The organism is Pseudorhodobacter turbinis (genome assembly GCF_005234135.1).
GTDB lineage: Bacteria > Pseudomonadota > Alphaproteobacteria > Rhodobacterales > Rhodobacteraceae > Pseudorhodobacter > Pseudorhodobacter turbinis.
In genome coordinates this window covers 976282-1000827 of sequence record NZ_CP039964.1, presented here as the reverse complement: position 1 = coordinate 1000827, position 24546 = coordinate 976282, and the positions used below count along the sequence as shown (strand labels likewise).

Annotated in this window: 23 protein-coding genes, 1 tRNA gene and 1 riboswitch; of the genes, 8 read left to right on the top strand and 16 right to left on the bottom strand. The window is 58.1% G+C overall.

The features are described from left to right. Nucleotides 1-39: 39 nt before the first annotated feature. The 3 genes from hflK to EOK75_RS04695 all read left to right on the top strand — a co-directional run bounded on the left by hflK (nt 40) and on the right by EOK75_RS04695 (nt 3826). A complete protein-coding gene (gene hflK, locus EOK75_RS04705; RefSeq protein WP_137192827.1) occupies nt 40-1203 on the top strand; it encodes an FtsH protease activity modulator HflK in 1164 nt (387 codons plus the stop codon). Continuing rightward, on the top strand, nt 1203-2084 hold the full coding sequence (hflC, locus tag EOK75_RS04700) for a protease modulator HflC (RefSeq protein ID WP_137192826.1): 882 nt from the start codon (nt 1203-1205) through the stop codon (nt 2082-2084). Before hflK ends, hflC begins: the two co-directional genes overlap by 1 nt. Nucleotides 2085-2398: 314 nt before the next feature. Beyond that, complete coding sequence (locus tag EOK75_RS04695; RefSeq protein ID WP_420821924.1) at nt 2399-3826, top strand: Do family serine endopeptidase; 1428 nt, start codon at nt 2399-2401, stop codon at nt 3824-3826. A 70-nt stretch (nt 3827-3896) separates the two neighbouring features. On the opposite strand, the gene EOK75_RS04690 is transcribed toward EOK75_RS04695, so the two are convergent. After that, complete coding sequence (locus tag EOK75_RS04690) at nt 3897-4424, bottom strand: peptidoglycan-binding domain-containing protein (protein WP_137192825.1); 528 nt, start codon at nt 4422-4424, stop codon at nt 3897-3899. Between the two features lie 183 nt (nt 4425-4607). On the opposite strand from EOK75_RS04690, the gene EOK75_RS04685 reads away from it, so the two are divergent. Continuing rightward, complete coding sequence (locus EOK75_RS04685; RefSeq protein ID WP_137192824.1) at nt 4608-4931, top strand: 2Fe-2S iron-sulfur cluster-binding protein; 324 nt, start codon at nt 4608-4610, stop codon at nt 4929-4931. 90 nt (nt 4932-5021) lie between these two features. Here EOK75_RS04685 and EOK75_RS04680 read toward each other — a convergent pair whose 3' ends face one another. From EOK75_RS04680 to EOK75_RS04655, 6 genes are all read right to left on the bottom strand, one after another. Beyond that, nucleotides 5022-6047 (bottom strand): extracellular solute-binding protein, encoded by a 1026-nt coding sequence (locus EOK75_RS04680; RefSeq protein WP_137192823.1) that lies wholly within the window; start codon nt 6045-6047, stop codon nt 5022-5024. Between the two features lie 18 nt (nt 6048-6065). Continuing rightward, nucleotides 6066-6872 (bottom strand): ABC transporter permease, encoded by an 807-nt coding sequence (locus tag EOK75_RS04675; RefSeq protein WP_137192822.1) that lies wholly within the window; start codon nt 6870-6872, stop codon nt 6066-6068. Then, on the bottom strand, nt 6865-7773 hold the full coding sequence (locus tag EOK75_RS04670) for an ABC transporter permease (RefSeq protein ID WP_137192821.1): 909 nt from the start codon (nt 7771-7773) through the stop codon (nt 6865-6867). The genes EOK75_RS04675 and EOK75_RS04670 overlap by 8 nt, the downstream gene beginning before the upstream one ends. A gap of 1 nt (nt 7774) precedes the next feature. Further along, complete coding sequence (locus tag EOK75_RS04665) at nt 7775-8839, bottom strand: ABC transporter ATP-binding protein (RefSeq protein ID WP_137192820.1); 1065 nt, start codon at nt 8837-8839, stop codon at nt 7775-7777. Between the two features lie 118 nt (nt 8840-8957). Beyond that, nucleotides 8958-10706, bottom strand: coding sequence for a response regulator (locus EOK75_RS04660; protein WP_137192819.1), 1749 nt, complete (start codon nt 10704-10706; stop codon nt 8958-8960). 52 nt (nt 10707-10758) lie between these two features. Next, the gene (locus EOK75_RS04655; RefSeq protein ID WP_137192818.1) at nt 10759-11079 is read right to left on the bottom strand and encodes a DUF6476 family protein; all 321 of its coding nucleotides are present in this window, start codon (nt 11077-11079) and stop codon (nt 10759-10761) included. Between EOK75_RS04655 and EOK75_RS04650 the strand changes: the two genes are divergently transcribed. Further along, nucleotides 11078-12121: an RluA family pseudouridine synthase gene (locus EOK75_RS04650; protein WP_137192817.1), complete on the top strand. Its 1044-nt coding sequence runs from the start codon at nt 11078-11080 to the stop codon at nt 12119-12121. The two genes, EOK75_RS04655 and EOK75_RS04650, sit on opposite strands and share 2 nt — an antisense overlap. Before the next feature lie 155 nt (nt 12122-12276). Beyond that, nucleotides 12277-13173 (top strand): RNA polymerase sigma factor RpoH, encoded by an 897-nt coding sequence (gene rpoH, locus EOK75_RS04645; protein WP_137192816.1) that lies wholly within the window; start codon nt 12277-12279, stop codon nt 13171-13173. On the opposite strand, the gene EOK75_RS04640 is transcribed toward rpoH, so the two are convergent. The 8 genes from EOK75_RS04640 to EOK75_RS04605 form a co-directional block, all read right to left on the bottom strand. Continuing rightward, complete coding sequence (locus EOK75_RS04640; protein WP_137192815.1) at nt 13170-13514, bottom strand: MmcQ/YjbR family DNA-binding protein; 345 nt, start codon at nt 13512-13514, stop codon at nt 13170-13172. The two genes, rpoH and EOK75_RS04640, sit on opposite strands and share 4 nt — an antisense overlap. A 76-nt stretch (nt 13515-13590) precedes the next feature. Next, complete coding sequence (gene nrdF, locus EOK75_RS04635; RefSeq protein ID WP_137194288.1) at nt 13591-14556, bottom strand: class 1b ribonucleoside-diphosphate reductase subunit beta; 966 nt, start codon at nt 14554-14556, stop codon at nt 13591-13593. Nucleotides 14557-14574: 18 nt separating this feature from the next. Further along, nucleotides 14575-16698 carry a class 1b ribonucleoside-diphosphate reductase subunit alpha gene (gene nrdE, locus EOK75_RS04630; RefSeq protein WP_137192814.1) on the bottom strand — a complete coding sequence of 708 codons (2124 nt, stop codon included), beginning with the start codon at nt 16696-16698 and terminating at the stop codon, nt 14575-14577. Then, nucleotides 16683-17096, bottom strand: a complete 414-nt coding sequence (gene nrdI, locus EOK75_RS04625) for a class Ib ribonucleoside-diphosphate reductase assembly flavoprotein NrdI (RefSeq protein ID WP_137192813.1) — start codon at nt 17094-17096, stop codon at nt 16683-16685. The genes nrdE and nrdI overlap by 16 nt, the downstream gene beginning before the upstream one ends. Nucleotides 17097-17100: 4 nt before the next feature. After that, nucleotides 17101-17322, bottom strand: a complete 222-nt coding sequence (nrdH, locus tag EOK75_RS04620) for a glutaredoxin-like protein NrdH (RefSeq protein ID WP_050528554.1) — start codon at nt 17320-17322, stop codon at nt 17101-17103. Between the two features lie 103 nt (nt 17323-17425). Then, nucleotides 17426-17625, bottom strand: a riboswitch (cobalamin riboswitch). Between the two features lie 103 nt (nt 17626-17728). Continuing rightward, entirely contained in the window at nt 17729-18628 is a 900-nt protein-coding gene (locus tag EOK75_RS04615) for a NaeI family type II restriction endonuclease (protein WP_137192812.1), read from the bottom strand. 11 nt (nt 18629-18639) lie between these two features. Beyond that, nucleotides 18640-19599 carry a DNA cytosine methyltransferase gene (locus EOK75_RS04610; RefSeq protein WP_137192811.1) on the bottom strand — a complete coding sequence of 320 codons (960 nt, stop codon included), beginning with the start codon at nt 19597-19599 and terminating at the stop codon, nt 18640-18642. A 212-nt stretch (nt 19600-19811) separates the two neighbouring features. Then, a tRNA-Gly gene (locus tag EOK75_RS04605) sits at nt 19812-19886 on the bottom strand. A 219-nt stretch (nt 19887-20105) separates the two neighbouring features. On the opposite strand from EOK75_RS04605, the gene EOK75_RS04600 reads away from it, so the two are divergent. Continuing rightward, nucleotides 20106-20627, top strand: a complete 522-nt coding sequence (locus tag EOK75_RS04600) for an alkylphosphonate utilization protein (RefSeq protein ID WP_137192810.1) — start codon at nt 20106-20108, stop codon at nt 20625-20627. A gap of 118 nt (nt 20628-20745) precedes the next feature. Continuing rightward, nucleotides 20746-20982: an EF-hand domain-containing protein gene (locus EOK75_RS04595; protein WP_137192809.1), complete on the top strand. Its 237-nt coding sequence runs from the start codon at nt 20746-20748 to the stop codon at nt 20980-20982. A gap of 47 nt (nt 20983-21029) precedes the next feature. Here the strand turns inward: EOK75_RS04595 and EOK75_RS04590 are convergent, their stop codons facing one another. Next, a complete protein-coding gene (locus tag EOK75_RS04590; protein WP_137192808.1) occupies nt 21030-24491 on the bottom strand; it encodes a pyruvate carboxylase in 3462 nt (1153 codons plus the stop codon). Nucleotides 24492-24546 lie beyond the last annotated feature (55 nt).

Sequence of the window (24546 nt, the reverse complement as noted above, 5' to 3'; positions counted from 1 at the left end):
CACCAGTTTAAACAGAACGTAAGAAGATAGGGAAATACAATGGCAGGAAGCGGAGGACCTTGGGGCGGCAGTGGCGGCAACCGAGGCGATGATGGCAAGGACGAGGGCACACGCCCGAATGGCGGGCGGCGCCCCGGAAATGACGGGCCGCAAATTCCTGAAATTGACGAGATCATGAAGAAGGGGCAAGAGCACCTCCGCGTCCTGATGGGCGGTCGCGGCGGCAATCGCGGCGGCTCTGGCGGCAGCGGCGGCGGGGCAGGGCCTTTGTTTTCCAAACAAGGGCTGGCGCTTGGCGGGGTTGTGGCGCTTGGCCTTTGGGCTTTTGCGTCTTTCTATACCGTGAAGCCGGAAGAACGCTCGGTTGAGTTGTTGTTGGGGGAATTTTCTACCATCGGCAATCCGGGCCTGAACTTTGCGCCTTGGCCCTTTGTGACGGCTGAAATCGTGCAGGTGACGGGCGAACGTCAAACAGACGTTGGCACGGGCCGTACTGGCGTGCTTGACAGCGGCTTGATGCTGACGCGCGATCAGAACATCGTTGATATTGAATTCCAGATCGTCTGGAATGTGTCCAATCCGGCGGATTACCTGTTTAATCTGGGCGATCCGGCTGACACGCTGCGGGCTGTTTCCGAATCCGCGATGCGCGATATTATCGCCCGGTCAGAGTTGGCTCCGGTCTTGAACCGTGACCGTGGTGTGATCGCCTCGGATCTTCAGGCGGCCGTACAAGGTACGCTGGACAGCTATGAGGCAGGCATCAATGTGGTGCGTGTGAACTTTGACAAGGCAGACCCGCCGCGCGAAGTTATCGACAGCTTCCGCGAAGTGCAGGCCGCCCAACAGCAGCGCGACCGTCTGGAAAAAGAGGCTGATGCCTATGCAAACCGCGTTACCGCGGCTGCGCGTGGTGCCTCTGCCCAGTTGACAGAAGAGGCCGAAGGTTACCGCGCCCGCGTGGTCAATGATGCGGAAGGGGAGGCAAGCCGCTTCCTGTCCGTCTATGCCGAATATGTCAAAGCGCCGGAAGTGACCCGTCGCCGGATGTATCTGGAAACCATGGAAGGTGTGCTTGGCGGTATGAACAAGGTCATCCTTGACGGTGTTTCGGGCGAAGGGGCAGCACAGGGTGTTGTGCCATATCTGCCGCTTAACAATCTGACACCTGCCACCAACTCTACCGGCGGAGGGAGCAACTGATGAATAAATCTGCAATGATCCTACCCGCCTTGGTGCTTATCGTCGCGGGTATCCTGTCCTCGGTGTTTATCGTGGATGAACGGGAAAAAGTATTGGTCCTGCAATTCGGTCAGGTTAAGGCCGTCAAAGAAGAGCCGGGGCTTGGTTTCAAAGTGCCGCTTATTCAGGATGTTGTGCGTTATGACGGCCGGATTTTGGGCCTGTTGACCCAACCGCTCGAAGTGACGCCGCTGGATGACCGCCGCCTTGTGGTCGATGCATTCGCCCGCTGGCGCATCGTCGATCTGGTGAACTTCCGGGAATCGGTGGGCACCGAGGGCGTACGCGCCGCACAGGTCCGGATCGAACGGATCCTGAACGCCGCCATTCGTGAAGTCTTGGGTGCCGTGCCATCGCAGCGCGTGCTGTCTGAGGACCGGACGAGCCTGATGAACCTGATCCGCGATCAGGCCCGCCGTCAGGCGCTTAGCCTTGGGGTGGATGTGGTTGACGTGCGTTTGACCCGCACTGATTTGCCAGAGCAAAACCTTGCCGCAACCTTCGCACGGATGCGTGCCGAACGTGAACGCGAAGCCGCCGATGAAATCGCCCGTGGTAACGAGGCCGCGCAGCGGGTTCGTGCCTCGGCTGACCGGACCGTGGTGGAACTGACATCGCAGGCGCGCAAGGAATCGGAAGTGATCCGCGGTGAGGCAGACGGTGCCCGCAACGCGATCTATGCCGAAGCCTTTGGTCGTGATCCGGAATTCTTCGCCTTTACCCGCTCCCTCACCAGTTATGAGCGGGCGTTGAAGGGGGAAAACTCCTCTATCGTGATGCAACCGGATAGCCAGTTCTTCAACTATCTGCGCAGTGACACGGGTGCCGATGCCGCCCAATAAGGCAACGGAATGACAGTTAAGCGCGGCTTTTGGTCGGGGTTTCGGGTTTTATCTAAAACCTGCCCCTTTCCGGAAGCCGCGCTTTTTTTATTGCAGTGCCTTAGATTACAGGGCGTTCACATCCTGTTGACGGCTTTGGGACGTGGTTTGAATTGCGCCGCGCCGTGACTAGGTAGATGATAGTCTTGCAATGGTCGCCATGCTGCTTAACTTGGCATGGTGCAGGACTGATAACCGCGAAAAAGGAGTATCGAGTGCAATCGAGAAGCATTTCAACCGTCCGGTCGGCGGAACAGCCGCACCAATCCGGTATGATGCGCGGGTTGACCGCGTTGGTTTTGGGCGCCGCACTTGTGTTGGCGCAAGCGACTTTCACCGAGGCGCGGGGCGCCCCTGAGGGTTTTGCAGATCTTGCGCAAAGCGTTAGCCCGGCGGTCGTCAATATCACGACCTCTACCACCGTCGCTGCGCGCGCTGATGGTGTTCCGCAAGTGCCGCCCGGTTCACCGTTTCAGGACTTCTTTCAGGACTTTCTGGATCGCAATGGCAACGGTAACGGCCGCAATGCCCCACGCAGGTCAGAGGCGCTTGGCTCGGGGTTTGTGATTTCCGAGGACGGCTATATCGTCACCAACAACCATGTGATCGATAAGGCGGATGAGATCGAGATCGAGTTCTTTTCGGGCAAGCGTCTGGAAGCTAAGCTGATCGGCACCGATCCGAAAACCGATATTGCGCTGTTGAAAGTGGAAAGCGACACACCGCTGCCGTTCGTGCCTTTCGGCAATTCTGATCTGTCGCGTGTCGGCGATTGGGTGATGGCGATGGGCAACCCCTTGGGGCAGGGCTTTTCTGTTTCTGCGGGGATCATCTCGGCCCGTGGTCGTGCGCTTTCCGGCACCTATGATGATTACCTGCAAACCGATGCTGCGATCAACCGGGGCAACTCGGGCGGGCCTTTGTTCAATATGGACGGGCAGGTTGTGGGCGTGAATACTGCCATTCTGTCCCCGACGGGCGGCTCTATCGGGATCGGTTTTTCGATGGCGTCCAATGTTGTGCAAAAGGTTGTCAAACAGCTGAAAGAGTTTGGCGAGACCCGGCGCGGCTGGCTTGGCGTGCGAATTCAGGACGTGACGCCGGATGTGGCCGAGGCGATGGGCCTTAAAGAGGCCAAAGGTGCGCTGATTACTGATGTACCCGAAGGTCCGGCACGTGAGGCTGGCGTGCTTGCGGGCGATATCATCACCTCCTTTGATGGTGCCAATGTCGCCGATACGCGTGAGCTGGTGCGCCGTGTCGCCGACGCCCCTGTGGGGGAGGCCGTGCGCGTGATCGTCTTGCGGGATGGCAAAACCCAAACGCTTTCCGTCACCTTGGGACGTCGTGAAACGGCCGAAGCCACACCTGTGGCGACTGGGCCGGATGCCGAGGCGCCAAGCAGCGCGGATGTTATGGGGCTGACGGTAAGCCCGTTGACCTCTGATGTCGCGGATGAGCTAGGCCTGCCTGCGGATGCTGCGGGCTTGGCCGTGGTCGCGGTGGATGAGCTGTCGGAAGCCTACACCAAAGGCTTGCGCGTCGGCGATGTGATCACCGAGGCTGGTCAGCAAAAGGTCGTGCGGGTTCAGGATTTGCAAGACCGGGTGACAGAGGCGCGCGATGCGGGCCGCAAGTCCTTGTTGTTGCTGGTGCGCCGTGCGGGTGATCCGCGCTTTGTAGCGATCGGCATTGAGGAATAGCCACAGGCTTTTGTTTCTGGCGCGAAGGGCTCGGGGTAATCCTGGGCCCTTTTTTTATTCGGCAGGCCTGCTACCACTCAAACTCCCCCGCGGCGATGCCAAGGCGGCGGGCAGCGGCAAGCGACAGCTTGTCAGAGCCGAGGCCCAACGGTTCTTGATAAAGCCGGATCGCGCGGCGGGTTTGGGCATCAAGCTGCCCCGTCAGGCCGCCCTTGTAATACCCGCGTGCCTTGAACGCGCGTTGCAGACTGGACAGGAAATCCACGGTCATCTCTTCCTGGCAAGGGATGCGGAACCAAACTTCGCGGCGGTCTTGCACGATATGCTGCGCGGTTTTGGTTTCAAAAACCGCCGTTTGGGCCAGATTGCCCTCTGCATCCAGCGTCTGGGGCCGGACCTGAATCTGTTCGGTCACGGTCTCGATAATCGCGGGGGTCACGTCATCGGCCCAGCAAATATTGGCGCCCTTACTTGGGGGGGTGGTGTTGGTCTTGGGGAACAGCTCCGCCGTTAGATCATGGGCGCGGACAGGAGCCTGTACGGGCTGGCAGCCCATCAGAACAAGCGCCAGAAATGCGAAGGTGGCGGTGGGTTGCATGAGGGTGCTTTTGATTGTTGACCTTTACCATAGCATAGAGGGAAACGTCGCGATGTGAAGCGCAGCTCTGCACAGGTTGCGCGGCATTTTGTGCCTTTTGACTGTCTGGCAAATCCCTGCGTATTGCCGTAAACCTGCACAAGAGGGCCTTGAGCAGGCCGCATTAAGGGATAAGGGACCAGCATGGCAAAGATTACCTATGTGGAATTCGGTGGCAAAGAGCATGTGGTTGAGGTCAAAACCGGCCTGACCGTTATGGAAGGTGCGCGCGACAATGGCATTCCCGGGATCGAGGCGGATTGCGGCGGGGCTTGTGCCTGTTCGACCTGCCACGTTTATGTCGATCCGGCTTGGGTTGATAAGCTTCCGCCCAAGGATGGCATGGAAGAGGATATGCTCGACTTCGCGTTTGAGCCGGACACAACGCGTTCCCGTCTGACGTGCCAGATCAAGGTAACGGATGCATTGGACGGTTTGCGCGTCCAGATGCCTGAAAAACAAATCTGATACGGGGACCGGCAGCCGTTTCAAAGCTGTCGGTCACCGCCGTCACCCACGGTTTGGCAGGGGCTCGATGTCCCTGCCAAACCGATCTTCTTACTTCTGCAGTTCGGTCCAGATCGCGGTCAGATATTCTTGCGATTTCGCGCCGCAGGTTGGCAGAAACCGCCCCGCTTTGGCGTGTTCTGCAGGGGCCACCACTTCTGGCGCGGTTTTCATATCTTCGGGCATATATTCGTCAGACCCTGCAATCCCGTTGGCATAACGTGCAAAGGCCGAAATCATGGCCGCGTGTTCCGGCTCCATGATGTAGTTGATGAATGTATAGGCATTGTCCACGTTCTTGGCATCCGACAGCAACGCCACCGAATCCATGAACAACGGATAGCCCTCTTTAGGGTATCCGAACGCCACATCAGGGTTGGCAACCCGCGCCCGCATGCTCGACCCGCTCCAGTTGACCGAGGCCGCCCAGTCATTATTGGACAGTTTTTCGGTCGCGCCATAATCCATCGACAGCCAATCCTCTTTGGCCGCAAGCAGCAGATCGCGCACTTTCTTCAGCACCTCGACATCTTCGGTACAGGCCTCACCGCCGACATTGAAGATCGCCATATTCAGCACATCGGTCATTTCCGGCACGACGTTGATCTTGCCTTTCAGCTCATCGGGGACGCGCAAAAAGATGTCTGATGTATTGATGTCACCGCTATAGACCGAGGTATTGACCGCAACGCCAACCGACCCCCACTGCCACGGAACCGAATATTTGCGCCCCTCGTCCCAAGGGACATTCACCCATTCGGCGGCAATATTGCCTTTGTTCGGCAGCTTGCTGTCGTCCAGCTCTTGCACAAGGCCCTTGCTGACCCAGATTTGGACGTAATTGGCCGAGGGCACAACAAGGTCAAACCCTGATCCGCCTGCCTCTACCTTGGCGAGGGCGGCAGTGTTGCTGTCGTAATCGGTCACGGTGACCTTGATGCCGGTATCGGCCTCGAATTTCTTGATCAACTCGGGAGAGGTATAATTCCCCCAATTATAAAGCTGCAACTCGCCTTCGGCTGCGGCAAGCGATGTGCTTGCCAGTAAAACTGCGGTTGCCGTTATGATATTTTTCATGGCTCTCTCCGTTGGTTATTATTTTTCATTTTTGCGCGTCAGTAGGAAAAATGCGGTCAGCAGCACCACCGTTAGCGCCAGCAGCACCGTCGAGATCGCGTTGACCTCTGGCGTGATGGCGCGGCGCATTTGGCCCAGCATATAGGTAGGCAAGGTGTCTTGCCCGCCGGATTTGACAAACTCGGTGATCACTACATCATCAAGGCTGATGACAAAGGCCAGCATCGCACCCGCAATGATCCCCGGCAGCATCAGGGGCAGGGTCACATAGCGAAACGTCTGCCAATGGCTGGCATAAAGATCGCCGGCGGCAGTTTCCAATGTCAGGTCCATCCCCTCTAGGCGCGCGCGGATCGGCAGATAGGCAAAGGGGACGCAAAAGGCGGCATGGGCAATAATCAGATACCAAAGCCCAGTATAGCCGGTCAGCACTTTGATCGAGGCAAAGAAGATCAAAAGCGCCACGGCGGTGACGATCTCGGGGACCATAAGCGGCTGGTTGATCATCACATAAATCACGGTTTGGCCCTTGAATGCCTTGCGCCGCGTGGTGCCAAGTGCGGCCATTGTCGCCACCGTCGTTGCAATTCCCGATGCCGCCGCCGCGATAATCAGGGACCGGTAGGTCGCCCCTTTCACCGCTTCATTCTGCCACGCCTTGGCGTACCAATCGAGCGAGAACCCCTCCCAGACCGCGACCGATTGCCCTGCGTTGAAGCTGTAAACCACAAGCGTGATGATCGGCAGGTAAAGCAGCACAAAGCCCGTCAATGCGATGGTACGAAAGCCGGGCAGGCGGGCCACTTCAAAGGCACGATTAGCCATGTTGATTGTCCCCCTTATTTGCCGCGCGCACATAGATCAGCAGCGCCACCATCACCACACAAAGCAATGTCATCGAGAGCGCCGCCCCCAAGGGCCAGTTGCGCCCCTGTCCGAATTGCAATTCAATAAAGTTGCCGATCATCATGTTCTTGCCGCCGCCCAAGACGCGCGGCGTAACGTACGCCCCCAGCGAAGGTACGAACACAAGGATCGACCCCGCCACGATCCCCGGTTTCACAATAGGCAGGATCACCCGGCGCAGCACTTGGCCCCGACTGGCATAAAGATCATATCCCGCCTCCAACAGCCGCATATCAAAGCGGTCAATGGCGGCGAAAAGCGGCAAGACCATCAAGGGCAAATAGACATAAGCCATGCCGATCAGCACGGCGGTATCGGTATAGATGATGCGGATCGGCTCTGCGATCACGCCCAGCCAGATCAGGAAGGTGTTGAACAGCCCCTCATTGCGGATCACCTCATTGATTGCCACCGTGCGGATCAAGAGGTTGGTCCAGAACGGAATGGTGATCAGGAACAGCCAAAATGCGCGTTGTGCAGGCGAGCGTGTGGCGATGAACCAAGCCGTCGGAAAGCCCACCGCGAAGGTGATGGCCGTGGTCATCAAGGACAGTTTGACCGATCGCCAGAAGATCGACAGATGCGCGTCGGCCAGATGATAGGTCCCGTCAAAGATATCCTTTGTATAAAGGATAGAGATCCAGCCGCGCAGGTCAAGATCCCAGATCACATTGCCATATTCCCCTGGCGCAAGGAAGGAATAGGTCAGCACAATCAGCAGCGGCCCAGAGGCGGCAAACAGCAACAGCACCAGCGCAGGTGTGGACAACAGCCATGCGTTGCGGGTCTTGCGGGTTTCGGCGTCGGTTTCGGCTGACATATTAATCCTCCAACGCTTGCAGGGCACCTTCGGCAAGGATGACGCCGACATCTTCGCCTTTTTCCATCGCCGCACCGCCCTGTGCCGGGCTTTGCTGGCGGGCGATGATATCTATTCCACCCTCCAGATGCAGATGGAGGTGGGTGTCGGTGCCGAAATACACGGTCGAGGCAACGCGGGCAGGCATCGCCCCATCGGTTCCCGGCGGGACCACGCGCACCTGTTCCGGGCGGATCGCAAGGTTGATGCGGCCTTGGGGCGCGATGAGGGGCATTATTGCGCCATTGGCGAGAGTGACAGTGGTGCCATCGCTTTGTCCGCTCAGGAAATTGGTTTCCCCGATGAAGCTGGCGACAAAACGGTTGGCGGGACGGGTATAGATATCACGCGGGGCGCCGATTTGCTGGATATGGCCCGCGCTCATCACGGCGATGCGGTCCGACATGGTCAGCGCTTCTTCCTGGTCATGGGTGACAAAGACAAAAGTGATGCCGGTTTCCATTTGCAAACGCTTCAGCTCGATCTGCATTTCCTTGCGCAGCTTCAAATCCAGTGCGGACAGCGGTTCATCCAGCAGCAGAACCTTGGGGCTGGGGGCCAATGCACGGGCAAGCGCTACGCGCTGTTGCTGGCCGCCCGAAAGCTGGCTGGTCTTGCGCTTGGCCATTGGTTCCAACTGAACGAGGGCCAGCATGCGGGCCACGCTCTCGGTCACCTCGGCCTTGGGGCGGCCCTGCATCTGCAATCCAAAAGCGATGTTTTCGGCAACGGTCAGATGCGGAAACAGCGCATAGCTTTGAAACACCGTGTTCACAGGGCGCTTGTTTGGCGGCAGATGGGTGATATCGGTGCCATCCAGCAAAATCTGACCAGAGGTGGGGGTATCAAACCCCGCAATCAGGCGCAAAAGTGTGGTTTTGCCGCATCCAGAGGGGCCGAGCAGGGTGAAAAACTCCCCCTGTTTGATCTGTACTGAAACGTTATCCAATGCCTTGATCGCCACAGCACCTTGCCCGAAGGCTTTGACAATGCTGTTGGCTTCGACGGCAGTTCGGGTGGCGGTCATGGGCTGCTCCGACTAATATGATCTCACCACCCTATGCCGCAGGTTTCCCGTATGGCAAGAAGGATTGTTAGCGGCAACATCCAAGACAGGCGGTTGTGGCGGCGACGGTCTTGCGTGGTCAGAAGGGGGTGGCTTCGCCTAAAACAGCAGCAACTTCTGCCTCGATCCGCGACGGGGTGATTGGTTTCGCCAAATAGCCGTCAAGGCCGCTGCCCAGATAGAAAGAGCGATGCTCTGCCATCGCGTCGGCCGTCATGGCAATAACGGGCAATGAGGCGATGTCACCGGGCAAAGCGCGTATCCTTGCAAGTGTTTCCAGCCCGTTCATATCCGGCATGTTCATATCCAGCAGCACAAGGTCAGGGTGGTTGCGTTCAAGGATCGTCAAAGCCTCGGCGCCGCTGGTCGCCTCTAGCATATTGGCCCCGAGCATCCGCAGGTAAGTGGCGGCAACCAACCGGTTTGTGGCGACGTCATCAACCACCAGAATGGTCATCCCCGCTATCGTGGTGGGACCGGCGGCAGAGGGCGCGGTGCTGGCGGTGGGGGGCTCTTGCACGGTGTTCATCTGGATCGTCAGAACAAGATGCGCGCCGCTTTGATCGGCTGTGTTGGCAGCGATCACCAAATCCCCGCCCATTTGCCGTGCCAATGTGCGGCTGATCGAAAGCCCAAGCCCGCTGCCCGATGTCCTTGCGCGGCCTGTGCAGAAAGGCTCAAACACCTTGTCGTGCAGATGTGGGGGGATGCCGGGCCCGCTGTCGTATATATCTATGCACAGCAATGGCTTGCCCTCGGCATCGGTTTTGCTGCCCGCGATGATATTAATGCCACCCTGCTTTGTGCTTTTGAGCGCATTGGATAACAGATTGGACAAACACTGGCGCAGCCGCTGCGGATCCAGCACCCAAGTCTTTTCCAGACTTGCATCGATGTTCTGGCACAGTGTCAGCCCCGCCTCGGTAATGGCGGGTTGATAAAGTGCAAGGGTCGCGGCGATCTCTTCGCTGGGGCACACTTGCAGGGGGCGGATGGGCAGGCTACCCGCCTCAATCGCGGACATGTCCAGAATGTCATCAAGCAGGGTCGAAAGCCCCTCGGCCGAGGCGATAAGCACCGACAAGCGGGTTTTGCCAAGCGCGTCACGGTTGCGGCGCAGCTCAGCATGACCCATGCCCAAAATAGCGTTCAAAGGGGTGCGCAACTCATGGCTGACCTGCGCCAGAAACCGGCTTTTGGCGCGATTGCTGTCCAGTGCTGCCTGACGGTCCAATGCAGAATCGCGGTGCAAGCGGTGGCTGGTGTGCATTGCGACCACCGTATAGCCAACGCCGCAGAAAATTCCCAGCGAGGTCAGGAATAGCCCGGAGAAATCGTGCAGCTGGACCCAGTAATAAGTATTGCCACACACAGCTGACAGCACAGCGGCCCACAACCCGATGTAACCGAAGGGCAGATGGATGCTGCGCGCCGAGATAAGCTGCATCAGCGTGGCCATGAGAAGCCCGACAGAAAAGGCCTTGGCGTTATAGAGATTTTGTTGCCAGATCAGGACCGCCGGCAGGCAAAAGCTGAAATGTATGATGAACATACAGCCTATCACGTAGAGATAGCGTTTGGGTTGGCGTGTCGGGTCAAGTCCGCGCATGAAGGTCATGGACAGAAACTCGGCGCCAAGGTTGATGACAATTGCCAGAATGGAAAACCAGATCGGCAAATAGATGATGGTCAATAAAAGCGCGATGACCGGCAGCGCCGTTCTGACCCATCTTTCACGCCACAGATGGTCAAGCTGACGCTTGATCTCATCGGTTGCGGTATAGGCTTGCGGCGCATGTTGCAGGGGGTCGCTCCTTTGAACATTCATCAGCGCGGAGGGGCGTACGTTAAGAAATGTATAAGGGCAGTAAAAACCGCGACTAGCGTGTAAGTAAAGTGACCTCTTGCTGTAAACTGCCCTGAGTGGAGTATATCAGCATGCGATTGTCATCAGTCACAATGGCGATCCAGCCTTCACCGAAGGTCGCGGCTTGCGCTTTGGTACCTTCGGGTAGGGTAATGGCGCTTGGCAATTGTGGCAAGGCGGCCGGTTGGGATACAAAGCTTTGTGGCATGCGGGTGACAATCACCGCGACCACGGTTATGACCGCGACAATCATGGTGATCATCAATGCGATCACCAATCCTTTTAGAAACCTGAGGCTGGGCGGAAGCCCTTCCGGTGCCGGAGCCTGTTCCATGGCCAATTCATCCTTGCCTGTTTTGCATGTCACCATCGGGGAGGCCCCGCCTGACCGCCTTGATAAGGCGCTTGCGCGTGATGTGCCAGAAGAAGCGTCATTGTCACGCTCTCGTTTGATGAAGATGATTGGACAGGGGTTGGTCGCGCTGGACGACACCCCCGTCGTCAACCCCAAAGCGCGGGTAGAGGAGGGGCAGGTCTATGCCCTGACGCTGGAACCGGCGGTGGATGTCGATACGTTGGCCGAGGATATCCCGCTGACTGTGGTCTGGGAAGATGCCGATCTGATCGTGGTCGATAAACCGGCGGGCATGGTGGTGCATCCGGCACCGGGGTCATGGACGGGTACGTTGGTCAATGCGCTGCTTCATCATTTTGGCGGCAATCTGTCGGGTGTGGGTGGCGAAAAACGCCCCGGCATCGTGCACCGCATCGATAAGGAGACCAGTGGCCTGTTGGTCGTGGCGAAATCTGACCGCGCGCATCACGGCTTGGCCGCGCAGTTTGAGGCGCATACCGTCAATCGCCGCTATCTGGCCATTGTGAACGGTGCACCGAGTGCCGCGGATCCGCGTTTGCGGGGCATTAATGGCGCCAGCTTTGAGCTGGGGAATATCTTGCGCATCGCGACCAATCTGGCCCGCCACCGCACCGACCGTCAAAAACAGGCGATCTATTTCGACGGGGTGGGGCGTCATGCGGTCACGCGGGCGCGTACACTTGAAACATTTGGCACGCCGCCTGTGGCCGCCCTTGTGGAGTGTTGGCTGGAAACCGGGCGCACCCATCAGATCCGTGTTCATATGGCCTATGCGGGCCACGGGTTGATCGGGGACCCTACCTATGGTGGCAAGCGTCGTGTTAGCGAAAAGGCGCTGGGGGCCGCTGCCGTTGCCGCAGTTGAAGGTTTTGGCCGCCAAGCCCTGCACGCAGCGACCTTGGGGTTTGCGCATCCGGTCACAGGTGAAATGCTGGAGTTTTCCTCGGAGTTGCCGGAGGATATGAAGAATTTGTTAACGGCAATCGGGCATGCTGGGTGACATATGCGTGATCGGGCAGACATAATTCTGGCAAACCGACGGAACTAGGCACATCTTGGGTTTAACGCAGGTAAGGGCGCAGTTGCCCCCTATGCGATACCTAAATTTGCCAAGCCCGGGCACGGCATAGACCGAATGCGGGACGGAGGATGATGATGAGTACATATGCAAACCTGCCAGCCCCAAGCCCCGAACAGGGCCTGAACCGCTATATGCAGGAAATCCGCAAGTTTCCCCTGTTGGAACCTGAAGAAGAATACATGCTCGCCAAACGCTGGGTGGACCACCAAGACAGCACGGCGGCGCATAAAATGGTCACCTCGCATCTGCGACTGGCGGCGAAAATTGCAATGGGCTACCGTGGTTATGGCTTGCCGCAGGCCGAGGTGATCTCGGAGGCGAACGTGGGCCTGATGCAGGCGGTGAAACGCTTTGATCCCGAAAAGGGGTTCCGTTTGGCGACCTATGCGATGTGGTGGATTCGCGCCAGCATTCAGGAATATATCCTGCGGTCATGGTCTTTGGTAAAACTTGGCACGACCTCGGCGCAAAAGAAGCTGTTTTTCAACCTGCGCAAAGCCAAGTCCAAACTCGGCGCGCTGGAAGAGGGCGATTTGCGCCCTGAAAACGTCGCCCGGATTGCCACTGAATTGAACGTGACAGAGGCAGAGGTGATCTCTATGAACCGGCGTATGTCGGGGGGGGATGCCTCGTTGAACGTGACGGTGGGCTCTGACGGCGAGGGGTCTACGCAATGGCAGGACTGGCTTGAGGATGAAGACAGCGATCAAGCCAATGATTACGCCGAAAAGGATGAGATGGACACCCGCCGCGAGATGATGATCGAGGCGATGTCTGTCTTGAACGACCGCGAAAAGGACATCTTGGTACAGCGCCGTTTGAACGAGGTGCCTGTCACGCTGGAAGAGCTTTCGGAAACCTACAGCGTATCGCGCGAACGTATCCGTCAGATCGAAGTGCGGGCGTTTGAAAAGCTGCAAGACAAAATGCGAGAGCTTGCGCGCGAAAAGGGGATGGCGATCCCCGCCTAAACCCCCAATTCGGCGCGTGTCTTGCGCGGTAAGGCGTCGCGTATCATCTCGTAAGAGGTTTCAAGTGCTTGGCCCAGCTCGGCATCGGGTAATCCGCCGGGCGGGCCATAGTGCTGCAACCATTTGAACCCGCGTGAGGCCAGATAGGGGGCAGGGCGAATGCCCTCTTCGTGGCCCAGCACTTCGAACATAAGTTCCGATGTCTTGAACGATACCCCTTCCGCGCTGACGATGGCAAAGACCTTGCCGCCAACCTTCCACACATCGGAGCCACCCCATTGCACGACATGAGTTGTGGCCGGAAGGGCGCGGCAAAAGGCGTTGATCTGATCGCGTTGCATCGTTTCCCTAATAAAAAGCCCCTACCGCGATTTTACACGCGGTAGGGGCCATAAGATAGCGTTTGATGGCGCAGGCTTAGAAATCCCAGTCGTCGTCCTCGGTCGCAACCGCCTTGCCGATGACATAGGAAGAGCCGGAGCCGGAAAAGAAGTCGTGGTTTTCGCTGTCGGGCGACAGGGCCGCCATGATCGCAGGGTTCACCTCACAGGCGGCAGGCGGGAACAGCGCCTCATAGCCGAGGTTCTGCAGCGCCTTATTGGCGTTGTAATGCAAGAAGGCCTTTACGTCCTCGCTAAGCCCGATACCGTCATAAAGCTCGGCGGTGTATTTTGCCTCGATCTCGTAGAGGTCGAACATCAGGGCGAAGGCGTAATCCTTCAGCTCTTCGCGGCGCGCAGGTGTTTCACGTTCCAGCGCGCGCTGGAATTTATAGCCGATGTAATAGCCATGCACCGCCTCATCGCGGATGATCAGCCGGATCAGGTCGGCGGTATTGGTCAGCTTGCCGCGACTGGACCAATACATCGGCAGGTAAAAGCCCGAATAAAACAGGAAGCTTTCCAGAAACACCGATGCGATCTTGCGCTTCATCGGGTCGGCGCCTGCTGCGTATTTCTCACAGATCATCCGCGCTTTGGCCTGCAAATGCGGGTTATCCTCGGACCAGCGGAAAGCTTCATCCACCTCTTTGGTGGTGCAAAGCGTGCTGAAGATGGACGAGTAGCTGCGCGCGTGAACCGCCTCCATAAAGGCGATATTGGTCAACACCGCCTCTTCATGCGGGGTTTGCGCATCGGGCAGCAACGCGGGCGCGCCAAGGGTGTTCTGCACCGTGTCCAGCAGCGTCAGCCCGGTAAAGACCCGAATCGTCAGCTCGCGCTCTTCGGGGCGCAGGGTGGCCCAGGATTGCACGTCATTGGACAGCGGCACCTTTTCGGGCAGCCAGAAATTGACCGTAAGCCGGTTCCAGACCTCAAGGTCCTTGTCGTCTTCCAGCCTGTTCCAGTTGATGGCGCGCGGCACGACGGTTGTGGTGTTCATATCTTTCACAGACTTTCCTTACAGCGAGCAGGAGACGCAGCCTTCAACCTCTGTCCCTTCAAGGACAGATTGACGCAAGCGAATGTAATAAATGGTTTTAATGCCCTTTTTCCAGGCATAGATCTGGGCGCGGTTGATATCGCGCGTCGTAGCCTCAGCGGGGAAGAACAGGGTCAGGGACAGGCCTTGATCCACATGTTCGGTCGCGGCAGCATAGGTGTCGATGATCGCATCCGGCCCGATTTCATAGGCGTCGCGGTAGTATTCCAGATTGTCATTGTTCATGAAGGCGGCCGGGTAATAGACGCGGCCGATCTTGCCTTCCTTGCGCACTTCGATCTTGGAGACAATCGGATGGATCGAGGAGGTGGAGTTGTTGATATAGCTGATCGAACCGGTCGGTGGCACCGCTTGCAGGTTACGATTGTAAAGCCCGTGGGCCATGACATCGGCCTTGAGCACCTCCCAATCGGCGCGAGTGGGCAGGGTGATGTTGGCAAACACACGGGTGACATCCTCGGATGTGGGGAGCCAGTCACGGGTGGTATATTTGTCAAAGAACGACCCGTCCGCATAGGTTGAATCCTCAAAGCCGACGAAAGTCTTGCCACGCTCTTGCGCCAAAAGATTGGAGGCGCGGATCGCGTGATAGGCAACGGCGGCAAAGTAAACGGAGGTGAATTCGACGCCTTCCGAGCTGCCGTAGTGAATGCGTTCGCGCGCAAGGAAGCCGTGCAGGTTCATCTGGCCAAGGCCGATGGCATGGGCCTCATCATTGCCGTGACGGACCGAGGGCACGGAATCGATCGCCGACATCTCGGACACAGCCGTCAGCGCGCGCACGGCGGCCTCAATCGTGGCGCCGAAACCGGGGCCGTCCATCGTGGCGGCAATATTCAGGCTGCCAAGGTTGCACGAAATATCGGTACCCATTTTGGAATAGCTAAGGTCGTCATTGAATTCCGACGCGCGGTTGACCTGCAAAATTTCCGAACACAGGTTCGACATGCTGATCCGGCCCGCAATCGGGTTGGCGCGGTTCACGGTGTCTTCGAACATCACATAGGGGTAGCCGGATTCGAACTGGATTTCCGCGATGGTCTGGAAAAATTCCCGCGCGTTGATCTTCTTTTTCTTGATCCGCTTGTCATCCACCATCTCGGCGTATTTCTCGGTGACCGAGATTTCCGAGAAGGGAACGCCGTAAACTTTGGCCACGTCATGCGGCGAGAAGAGGTACATATCCTCATTTTTTTTGGCCAATTCAAAGGTGATATCGGGGATCACCACGCCAAGCGACAGGGTTTTGATGCGGATCTTTTCATCGGCATTTTCGCGCTTGGTATCAAGGAACTGGAAAATATCGGGGTGGTGGGCATTGAGGTAAACCGCCCCCGCACCCTGACGCGCGCCCAATTGGTTGGCATAGCTAAAGCTGTCTTCTAGCAGTTTCATCACCGGAATGACGCCCGAGGACTGGTTCTCGATCCCTTTGATCGGTGCACCCGCCTCGCGCAGGTTGGTCAGCATCAAGGCCACACCGCCGCCACGCTTGGACAGTTGCAGCGCGGAGTTGATGCCGCGACCGATGCTTTCCATGTTGTCTTCGAGCCGCAGCAGGAAACACGAAATCAGCTCGCCGCGTGATGCCTTGCCTGCGTTCAAAAACGTCGGCGTGGCGGGCTGGAAGCGGCCTGCGATGATCTCTTCCATAAAGCGCATGGCTTGGGTTTCATCACCGCGGGCCAGCGCAAGGGCGACCATGACCACACGGTCCTCATAGCGTTCCAAATAGCGCTGCCCGTCACGGGTTTTCAGCGTGTAGCTGGTGTAATATTTGAACGCCCCAAGGAAGGTCGGAAAACGGAACTTGGCGCCAAATGCTGCCTCCCAGATCTTGCGCTGAAAGTTCTTGGAATATTGATCCAGCACTTCGCCTTCGTAATAGCCTTCCTCGACCAAATAGCCGAGTTTTTCATCAAGGCTATGAAAGAAAACGGTATTTTGATTGACGTGCTGCAAGAAATACTCTCGTGCAGCCTTGCGGTCAGCATCAAAGCGGATGTTCCCCGCATCATCATAGAGGTTTAGCATGGCATTTAATGCGTGGTAATCCAGCGCAGGCTTTACGACGTCGAGCATTCAGTCCCCCAGAATTCGGCAAGGCCCGTTCGGACACGGGTGATATCGGTTTCGGTTCCCGCCAGCTCAAACCGGTAGAGCACGGGGATATTACATTTTGCGGAGATCACGTCGGCAGCACAAGCATAGGTTGTGCCGAAGTTACGATTTCCGGCGCCAATAACGCCGCGCAAGCCCGCGCGGCGTGATGGATCATTCAAAAAGCGGATCACTTGTTTTGGAACTGCCCCACGCCCCTCGCCATCGGCGAAGGTAGGGCAGATCAACACATAGGGTGTAACAAGATCCGGCATAGGGTCGTTCGGGCGAACAGGGATTCGCGCAGCAGCTAGACCCAATTGTGCAATGAAACGCGCCGTATTTCCAGAGGCCGACGAGTAATAGACAAGCCGGGTCACATCATCAGGCCAATTGGCCAATCATATCAGGGCGAAAGCCCGCCCAATGCGCATCACCGGCGATCACAACGGGGGCTTGGCGGTAGCCCAACGAGGTAACGCGGTCCATCGCGTCTGCGTCTTCGGTCAGGTCTACCACAGTGTAGGTGATCCCTTTTGCATCCAAAGCGCGGGTGGTGGCGGTGCATTGCACGCAAGCGGGTTTGGAGTAAACGGTGATGGTCATGCCTGTGGCCCCTTTATCAGTGTTTTTAATGCGCGGGTGTGGCACATGATTAAAGCAGGTTTCGGTCCTGTTTCCAATCACGTATTCACGCCCGCTGCGCGGTTTCGTCTTTGGTGTCAGGGTCGGTTTTCCGGCTCGGTTCCCATTACGCGGCCAACACCTCAAGGCCTACACCCCAAGCTATATGTTAACGTTGCGAACCACTTACAATTGCGGTGGCAGCGCCCTTTCGGGCAAACTGACCGTACCGGCTTTCCTTTTAACCCCGAGTCGCCCCGAGGCACCATGACACCAGCAGTGGTGGAGTAGAGGGGGTAGTTTGTCAATATCTTGTGGCCGCCATTCTTGCCAATATTGGGACTGTTGCTGGAAAGCGCAGGTCAATGGCTTAGAGCCCCAGCGCCTGCTAGTTGCCCCGGTTCAGGGCAATGCCATGTGTCGCGGCCAGATCCACCTCTGCCTGTGACAAGGGTTTGTAGGATATAAATTCACTGCCCGAACAGGCCGGTAGGCCCAAGGCAGTGATAAGGGGCGCGTCATAGTGCCCCGACAAAAGCAAGACGCCTTCACGCGCCAGATGGTCCCTTGTACCCCTGCCGTTATCGGACCGGATGCGGCGCATGAAATCTTGTTGCTGGGCCACGGCCTCTACCACGTCGCGGGTGATCGGCAGGCCTTGCACCTCGCGGAACAGATTGGCCATGCGCTGGTTGCCCGATTGCCCGGCAAAAATCCGTTCGATCACATCGGCGGGCACCGTGCGCCAGAAGTTTGGTGGATAGGGGTGTTCCTTCAGCAGCCACAGGATATTGGCAAACCCAAGCGCCGACACGCTTTTCTTGCCATCCTTGTTTTTGCCAAACGTTAAGTAATCGGGCCGTGCCACGATCAGGCCAAGATAGCATAAGGCCCGCACCTCATCGGCGGCGACCAGAATGCAGGGGTTGTCCACGGCCTCGGTCGGGATCATCCAATTGCTGCCCATTGTGTTCTTGATATCGACGTCACGCCCCAGAATCACGGTGTCCAGCTTGCCCTTGGGCAGGCGCAGCATGGCGCGCAGCTCTATTTCGACCCGCGTGCCGATATAGGTCTTTTCGGTCTTTTCCAATTCGTCATAGGATCGCCGTCCGGTTTTCGGCGTCATGATCACATCATCAACGCATTGCCGCAGCATCGCCGCGAATCGCGCGGCCAAAGCTAACTCGCCGCCGGCGCGATCCGAAATCTCAGTCGCGATGGCAGTTAGCAGGACGTGATCCGGATGGCCTGCGGTAACGATCGTTTCAGGAAGGGTCTTTTTCAAGGCTGCAAAGCTCAGCCATTGACCGCGCGTAGCACCCGCTTGCGAAGCGCTTTGCTGATCTGCGTTGAGACCGCCTGCGCCACCGGCGGCGGGAAGGCATTGCCGACCTGCCGGTACGCATTGGTTTTACTGCCGGTGAAATGCCAGTCGGAAGGAAAGCCTTGGATGCGGGCGACCATTTCCACCGTCAGCCGCGGCATGCCGCTGTGGAAAGGGTCGGGGGCCTCGGGGGCGATGGTGCGCCCCTCTACGCCCAAAGTGGCCCATGCGGCCCGCGCACGGGTTGGGCCAAGATCGGGGCCGCCGTGTTTCTTAGAGCCGCCGACGATGGTGGGCGCAATCTCATCAGCTTTTGCGGCCCATTCCTCGGCGCCGCGCCAGCCGCCTGCCGCCATAAGGTCGCGCAGGGTTTCGCCAACGGTGGGCGGGTTGTGGGGATTCGGCTCTGGCCAATCAAAGAAATCGGCGCGCTCTTTGGGAATCGCGACGATCACCACGCGAGGCCGAAGCTGGGGCACCCCGTAATCGGATGCATTCAACAGACGCCAATCCGTCTTATACCCCAGTTTATCCAGCTGCGTCTTCAGGCGTTCGCGGTAGTCGTGGAAAACCGCACCCAAAAAGCCGCGCACGTTTTCGATCATCACGGCGCGGGGGCGGGCGGCATCGATAATATCAATAGCGTCGTTAAAGAGGTTACGCTCATCCAATTCGCCAAGCTGTTTGCCGGCAACAGAAAAGGGCGGGCAGGGCAGGCCGCCGGCCAAAAGATCCATCCCCCTGAAATCCGCTGCGCGCTCCTTGAAAATGCGGATGTCTTCTTCCAGCACATTCCATTCGGGGCGGTTGTGACGCAGGGTATTGCAGCAGTGCTTGTCAATCTCGACCAGCGCGGTATGGGCGAATCCGGCCTTTTCCAGCCCGAGGGCTTGGCCGCCAGCGCCAGCGCAAAGTTCTACAGATGTCAGCATGTTGCCCGCTTTCTTTTCGCACATACAACCCGTTGTGATCATATAGGTCAACAGTCGAACCGGTGCCGTGTGAACGTTCTTAATTCGTTCTTACCGATACTGTCGTATCCGGGCAAGCCCGATCATCTGTCAAAGGTGTCTGTACGCCCGAACGCAAAAAAGGCCGCCCGTAGGCGACCTCTTGCATGCCTGCATCTTGGCAGGACCGAAATTGGAGCGGGCGAGGCGATTCGAACGCCCGACCCTAACCTTGGCAAGGTTATGCTCTACCCCTGAGCTACGCCCGCACTCCCTTTCGGTAAGGCAGGGTTTACAAAGAGGGCGCGGCGGCTGCAAGAGGAAAAATGCGCCCTCGGTAACTTTTTTGCATTTTTCTGCAAAACACCTCCTCGGGGACGGGGGGTCGTAAGGCTTTGGCTTGTTTTACAGGGTGTTAGGTAGGGCGCGGGATTGCTATTTCACGCGTCGCTGCCTATGCCAAAGTGAACCAGTAAAGGATCTGTCTGATGACACTTGATGAATTGTTGGCGCGCAGCGGTGGCGTTTGCGAGTTTTGTGGCGATGATACCCGCCTTGCCGGAGTAGAGGTGGAGCCCGTCGGCCCCGTGGTGCTTTGCACTGTCTGTCGGGGGGAAAGCGCGGATACGCCCGGCCATTGGCGTTGTCTTGAAGGGGCTGCATGGTCGGCGGTGCCTGCGGTTCAATATGCGGTCTGGCGCCGTTTGCGCGCGTTGGAAGAGGATTGGGCCGCCGAGTTGCGGGACGGTATGATCTTGTTGCCCGAAGTGCAGACCATCGTTGACGCGCCCGAGGCCGTAGAGCACCGCGATAGCAACGGCACTTTGTTGGCCACGGGCGATACAGTGGTTTTGATCAAGGATCTGCCTGTCAAGGGTGGCGGGTTTACCGCCAAGCGCGGCACAGCAGTGCGGGGGATTTCCCTTGTCGCCGAAAATGCCGCCCATATCGAGGGACGGGTTGATGGTCAGCGCATCGTCATTCTGACCGAATTCGTAAAGAAAAAGTAGGCCTTCGCCCAAACGGGTAGGCGCTATGCCGTTCGGGGGTGAGGAATCATATGGATTTCTGCCCCCGTTCAACTATGTTGTGTTATGGCCCCTTCGGGCTGATTTACGGAGATATTTGATGAAGCGTTTCATTCTGACCCTCAGCGCAATATCGGCCTTTGCGGTGGCACAGGCGAATGCGCAGACCGTCATCGAGGACCTTGACGGCGATGGTGCCTTTTCCATGGCAGAGCTGTCCGCGGCCTATCCCGCGATTACCGCAGTGCAATTTTCCTCGGCTGACCGGAATACCGATGGGCTTGTCGATATGGGTGAACTTGCCAACGCCGTTTCGGCGGGCACCATTTCCGAATAAGAAAACAGGGGCACCGGATGCCCCTGCTAATCCTTGATGGGGCTGGATTACTCCAGCTCTATCAACAAGTCTTTGGCGTCGATTTGTGCACCGGGGGTGATATGGATGGCTTTGACCGTCGCGGCGCGATCGGCGTGCAGGCCGGTTTCCATTTTCATCGCCTCGATCGTCAACAACAGATCACCCGCATTCACCTTCTGACCAACGCTGACCCCAAGGCTCGCGATTGAGCCGGGCATCGGTGCGCCGATATGGTTGGCGTTGCCTTCCTCGGCCTTTGGCTTGGCGGCGGTTTTGGCCTTGGCGGCGCGGTTTGGCACGCGGATCACACGGGGCTGGCCGTTCAGTTCAAAGAACACTTTGACATCGCCGTCATCCCCCGTCTCGCTGACCGCTTGTAGACGAATTTCCAGCGTCTTACCCGCAGCGATCTCGGCAGAGATTTCCTCGCCTGCGTCCATCCCGTAAAAGAAGGTGCGGGTGGGCAGGGTGCGCACCGGCCCATACAGGCGGTGGCGCGTGCGGTAGTCCATAAAGACCTTGGGGTACATCAGATAGCCGTTGAGATCCTCGTCATCGACGGTTTCCTCATCGGGTTCCTCGGCCCCCGCGGCCAGATCAGCGGCAAGCTTGGCGCGCGTCGCGGCCATATCAACGGGCGGCAGGTTCGCGCCGGGACGGTCGGTCGAAGGGGCTTCGCCTTTCAGCACCTTTTGCACGATTGCATCCGGCCAGCCACCATGCGGTTGGCCCAGATTGCCGCGCAGCATATCGACGACGGAATCAGGGAAAACCACCTCTACTACTGGATCCTCGACCTGCGCCCGGTTGAGCCCCTGTGCGACCATCATCAAGGCCATATCGCCAACCACTTTCGACGAAGGCGTGACCTTGACGATATCCCCGAACATCTGGTTCACATCGGCATAGGTCTGCGCCACCTCATGCCAGCGTTCCTCCAGCCCCAATGACCGCGCTTGCGCCTTGAGGTTGGTGAACTGACCACCGGGCATCTCATGCAGGTAAACCTCCGATGCGGGGGCCTGCAGGCCGGATTCGAAGGCCGCGTAATGCGCCCGCACCCCCTCCCAATAGTTCGAAATCTGACGTATCGCGCCGATATCAAGGCCGGTGTCGCGGTCGGTATGGGCCAGCGCCTCCACAATTGTGCCCAAAGTGGCCTGGCTGGTGTTCCCCGATAACGCATCCATCGCGCAATCCACCGCATCGACGCCCGCATCGGCAGCGGCAAGGATGGTCGCACAGGCAATCCCCGCGGTGTCATGGGTGTGGAAATGGATCGGCAGGCCAACCTCTTCCTTCAAAGCCTTGACCAAGACACGGGCGGCGGCGGGTTTCAACAGGCCCGCCATATCCTTCAATCCCAGTACATGCGCGCCGGCGGCTTTCAATTCCTGTCCCATGGTGACGTAATATTTCAGGTCGTACTTGGCCCGATCCGGGTTCAGCATATCGCCGGTATAGCAAATCGTGCCTTCGCAAACCTTATCGGCCGCGACCACCGCATCCATCGCCACGCGCATGTTTTCCACCCAGTTAAGGCTGTCAAACACGCGGAAGACATCAACGCCGGTTTCCGCTGCTTGGGTCACAAAGCCTTGCACCACATTGTCGGGATAGTTGGTATAACCAACCCCGTTCGATGCGCGCAGCAGCATTTGCGTCATCACATTGGGCATCGCGGCGCGAATATCGCGCAGCCGTTGCCACGGGCATTCCTGCAAGAACCGATAGGCCACGTCAAAGGTCGCCCCGCCCCAACATTCCACGCTGAACAACCCGCCCAGATTGGCCGCATAGGTCGGCGCCACGCGGATCATATCAATAGAGCGCATCCGTGTGGCCAAAAGCGATTGGTGCCCGTCGCGCATCGTGGTGTCGGTGATCAGCAGTTTGGTCTGCGCGCGCATCCAGTCGGCGACCGCTTGCGGGCCTTTTTGTTCCAGCAGGTTGCGGGTGCCCATCGGAGGTTCGCTGCGCGGGGCTGGCGGCTTGGGGTCGCGGATCTCGGTCATCGGGACGGGACGGCCCGCCGTTTCGGGATGCCCGTTCACGGTGATATCCGCGATATAGGTCAGGATTTTCGTCGCGCGGTCCCGGCGTTTCTTGAAATCCATCAGCTCTGGCGTGGTGTCGATGAATTTGGTGGTATAGGTATTGTCGAGGAATGTCGGATGTTTCAGCAGGTTCTCGACAAAGGCGATATTGGTCGACACCCCCCTGATCCGAAACTCGCGCAGGGCGCGGTCCATCCGGTTGATCGCGGCCTCGGGGGTTTGGGCCCAAGCGGTGACCTTGACCAAAAGACTGTCGTAATACCGCGTAATCACCCCGCCGGCATAGGCGGTGCCGCCATCCAGACGGATCCCCATGCCGGTGGCCGAACGGTAGGCCGTGATCCGTCCGTAATCGGGGATGAAGTTGTTTTGCGGGTCCTCGGTCGTGACGCGGCATTGCAGCGCATGACCCGAAAGCGTGATTTCGGCTTGGCTTGCAGCGCCCGTCGCCTCGGCGAGGGTCTTGCCTTCGGCGATGCGGATTTGTGCCTGCACGATGTCGATGCCGGTGACCTCTTCGGTCACGGTATGTTCGACCTGAACGCGGGGGTTCACCTCGATGAAATAGAATTTATCGTCATCCATATCCATCAGGAATTCGACGGTGCCCGCACATTCATAGCCGACATGGGCGCAGATTTTGCGGCCCAGATCACAAACCTCGGCACGTTGGGCGTCAGTCAGATAGGGGGCCGGTGCGCGTTCGACCACCTTTTGATTGCGGCGCTGTACGGAACAGTCGCGCTCATACAGATGGTAAATTTCGCCGTGTTTGTCGCCAAGGATCTGCACTTCGACGTGACGTGCGCGCTGGATCATCTTTTCCAGAAAACCCTCGCCATTGCCAAAGGCGGCCTCGGCCTCGCGTCGGCCCTCGTTAACCTTGTCGACCAGCTCGTCCTCGGCCAAGATCGGGCGCATTCCGCGACCGCCGCCGCCCCACGACGCCTTGAGCATCAAGGGATAGCCGACCGCCGCTGCCTCGGCCTTGATCGCGTCGAAATCATCGCCCAAAACTTCGGTGGCGGGGATGACGGGCACACCCGCCTCAATCGCCACGCGGCGCGCAGATGCCTTATCGCCCAAAGCGCGCATTGTCGCGGCCTTGGGCCCGATGAAGGTGATGCCCGCCTTATCGCAAGCCTCGACGAAATCAGGGTTTTCCGACAGCAGACCGTAGCCGGGGTGGATCGCATCGGCACCCGACATTTTCGCCACGCGAATGATCTCGGGGATGCTTAGATATGCGCCGACAGGCGATAGGCCCTCGCCGATCCGGTAGGCCTCATCCGCTTTGAAACGGTGCAGGCCCAGCTTGTCTTCCTCAGCGTAAACCGCCACGGTTTTCTTGCCCATCTCATTGGCGGCCCGCATGATGCGGATGGCAATTTCCCCGCGGTTTGCGATCAGGATTTTGCGAAATTCGGCCATGGCGGGATCCAATATGTTGGTGAATTTGGGCGCAGTTTATGCACGCCGCACCGCA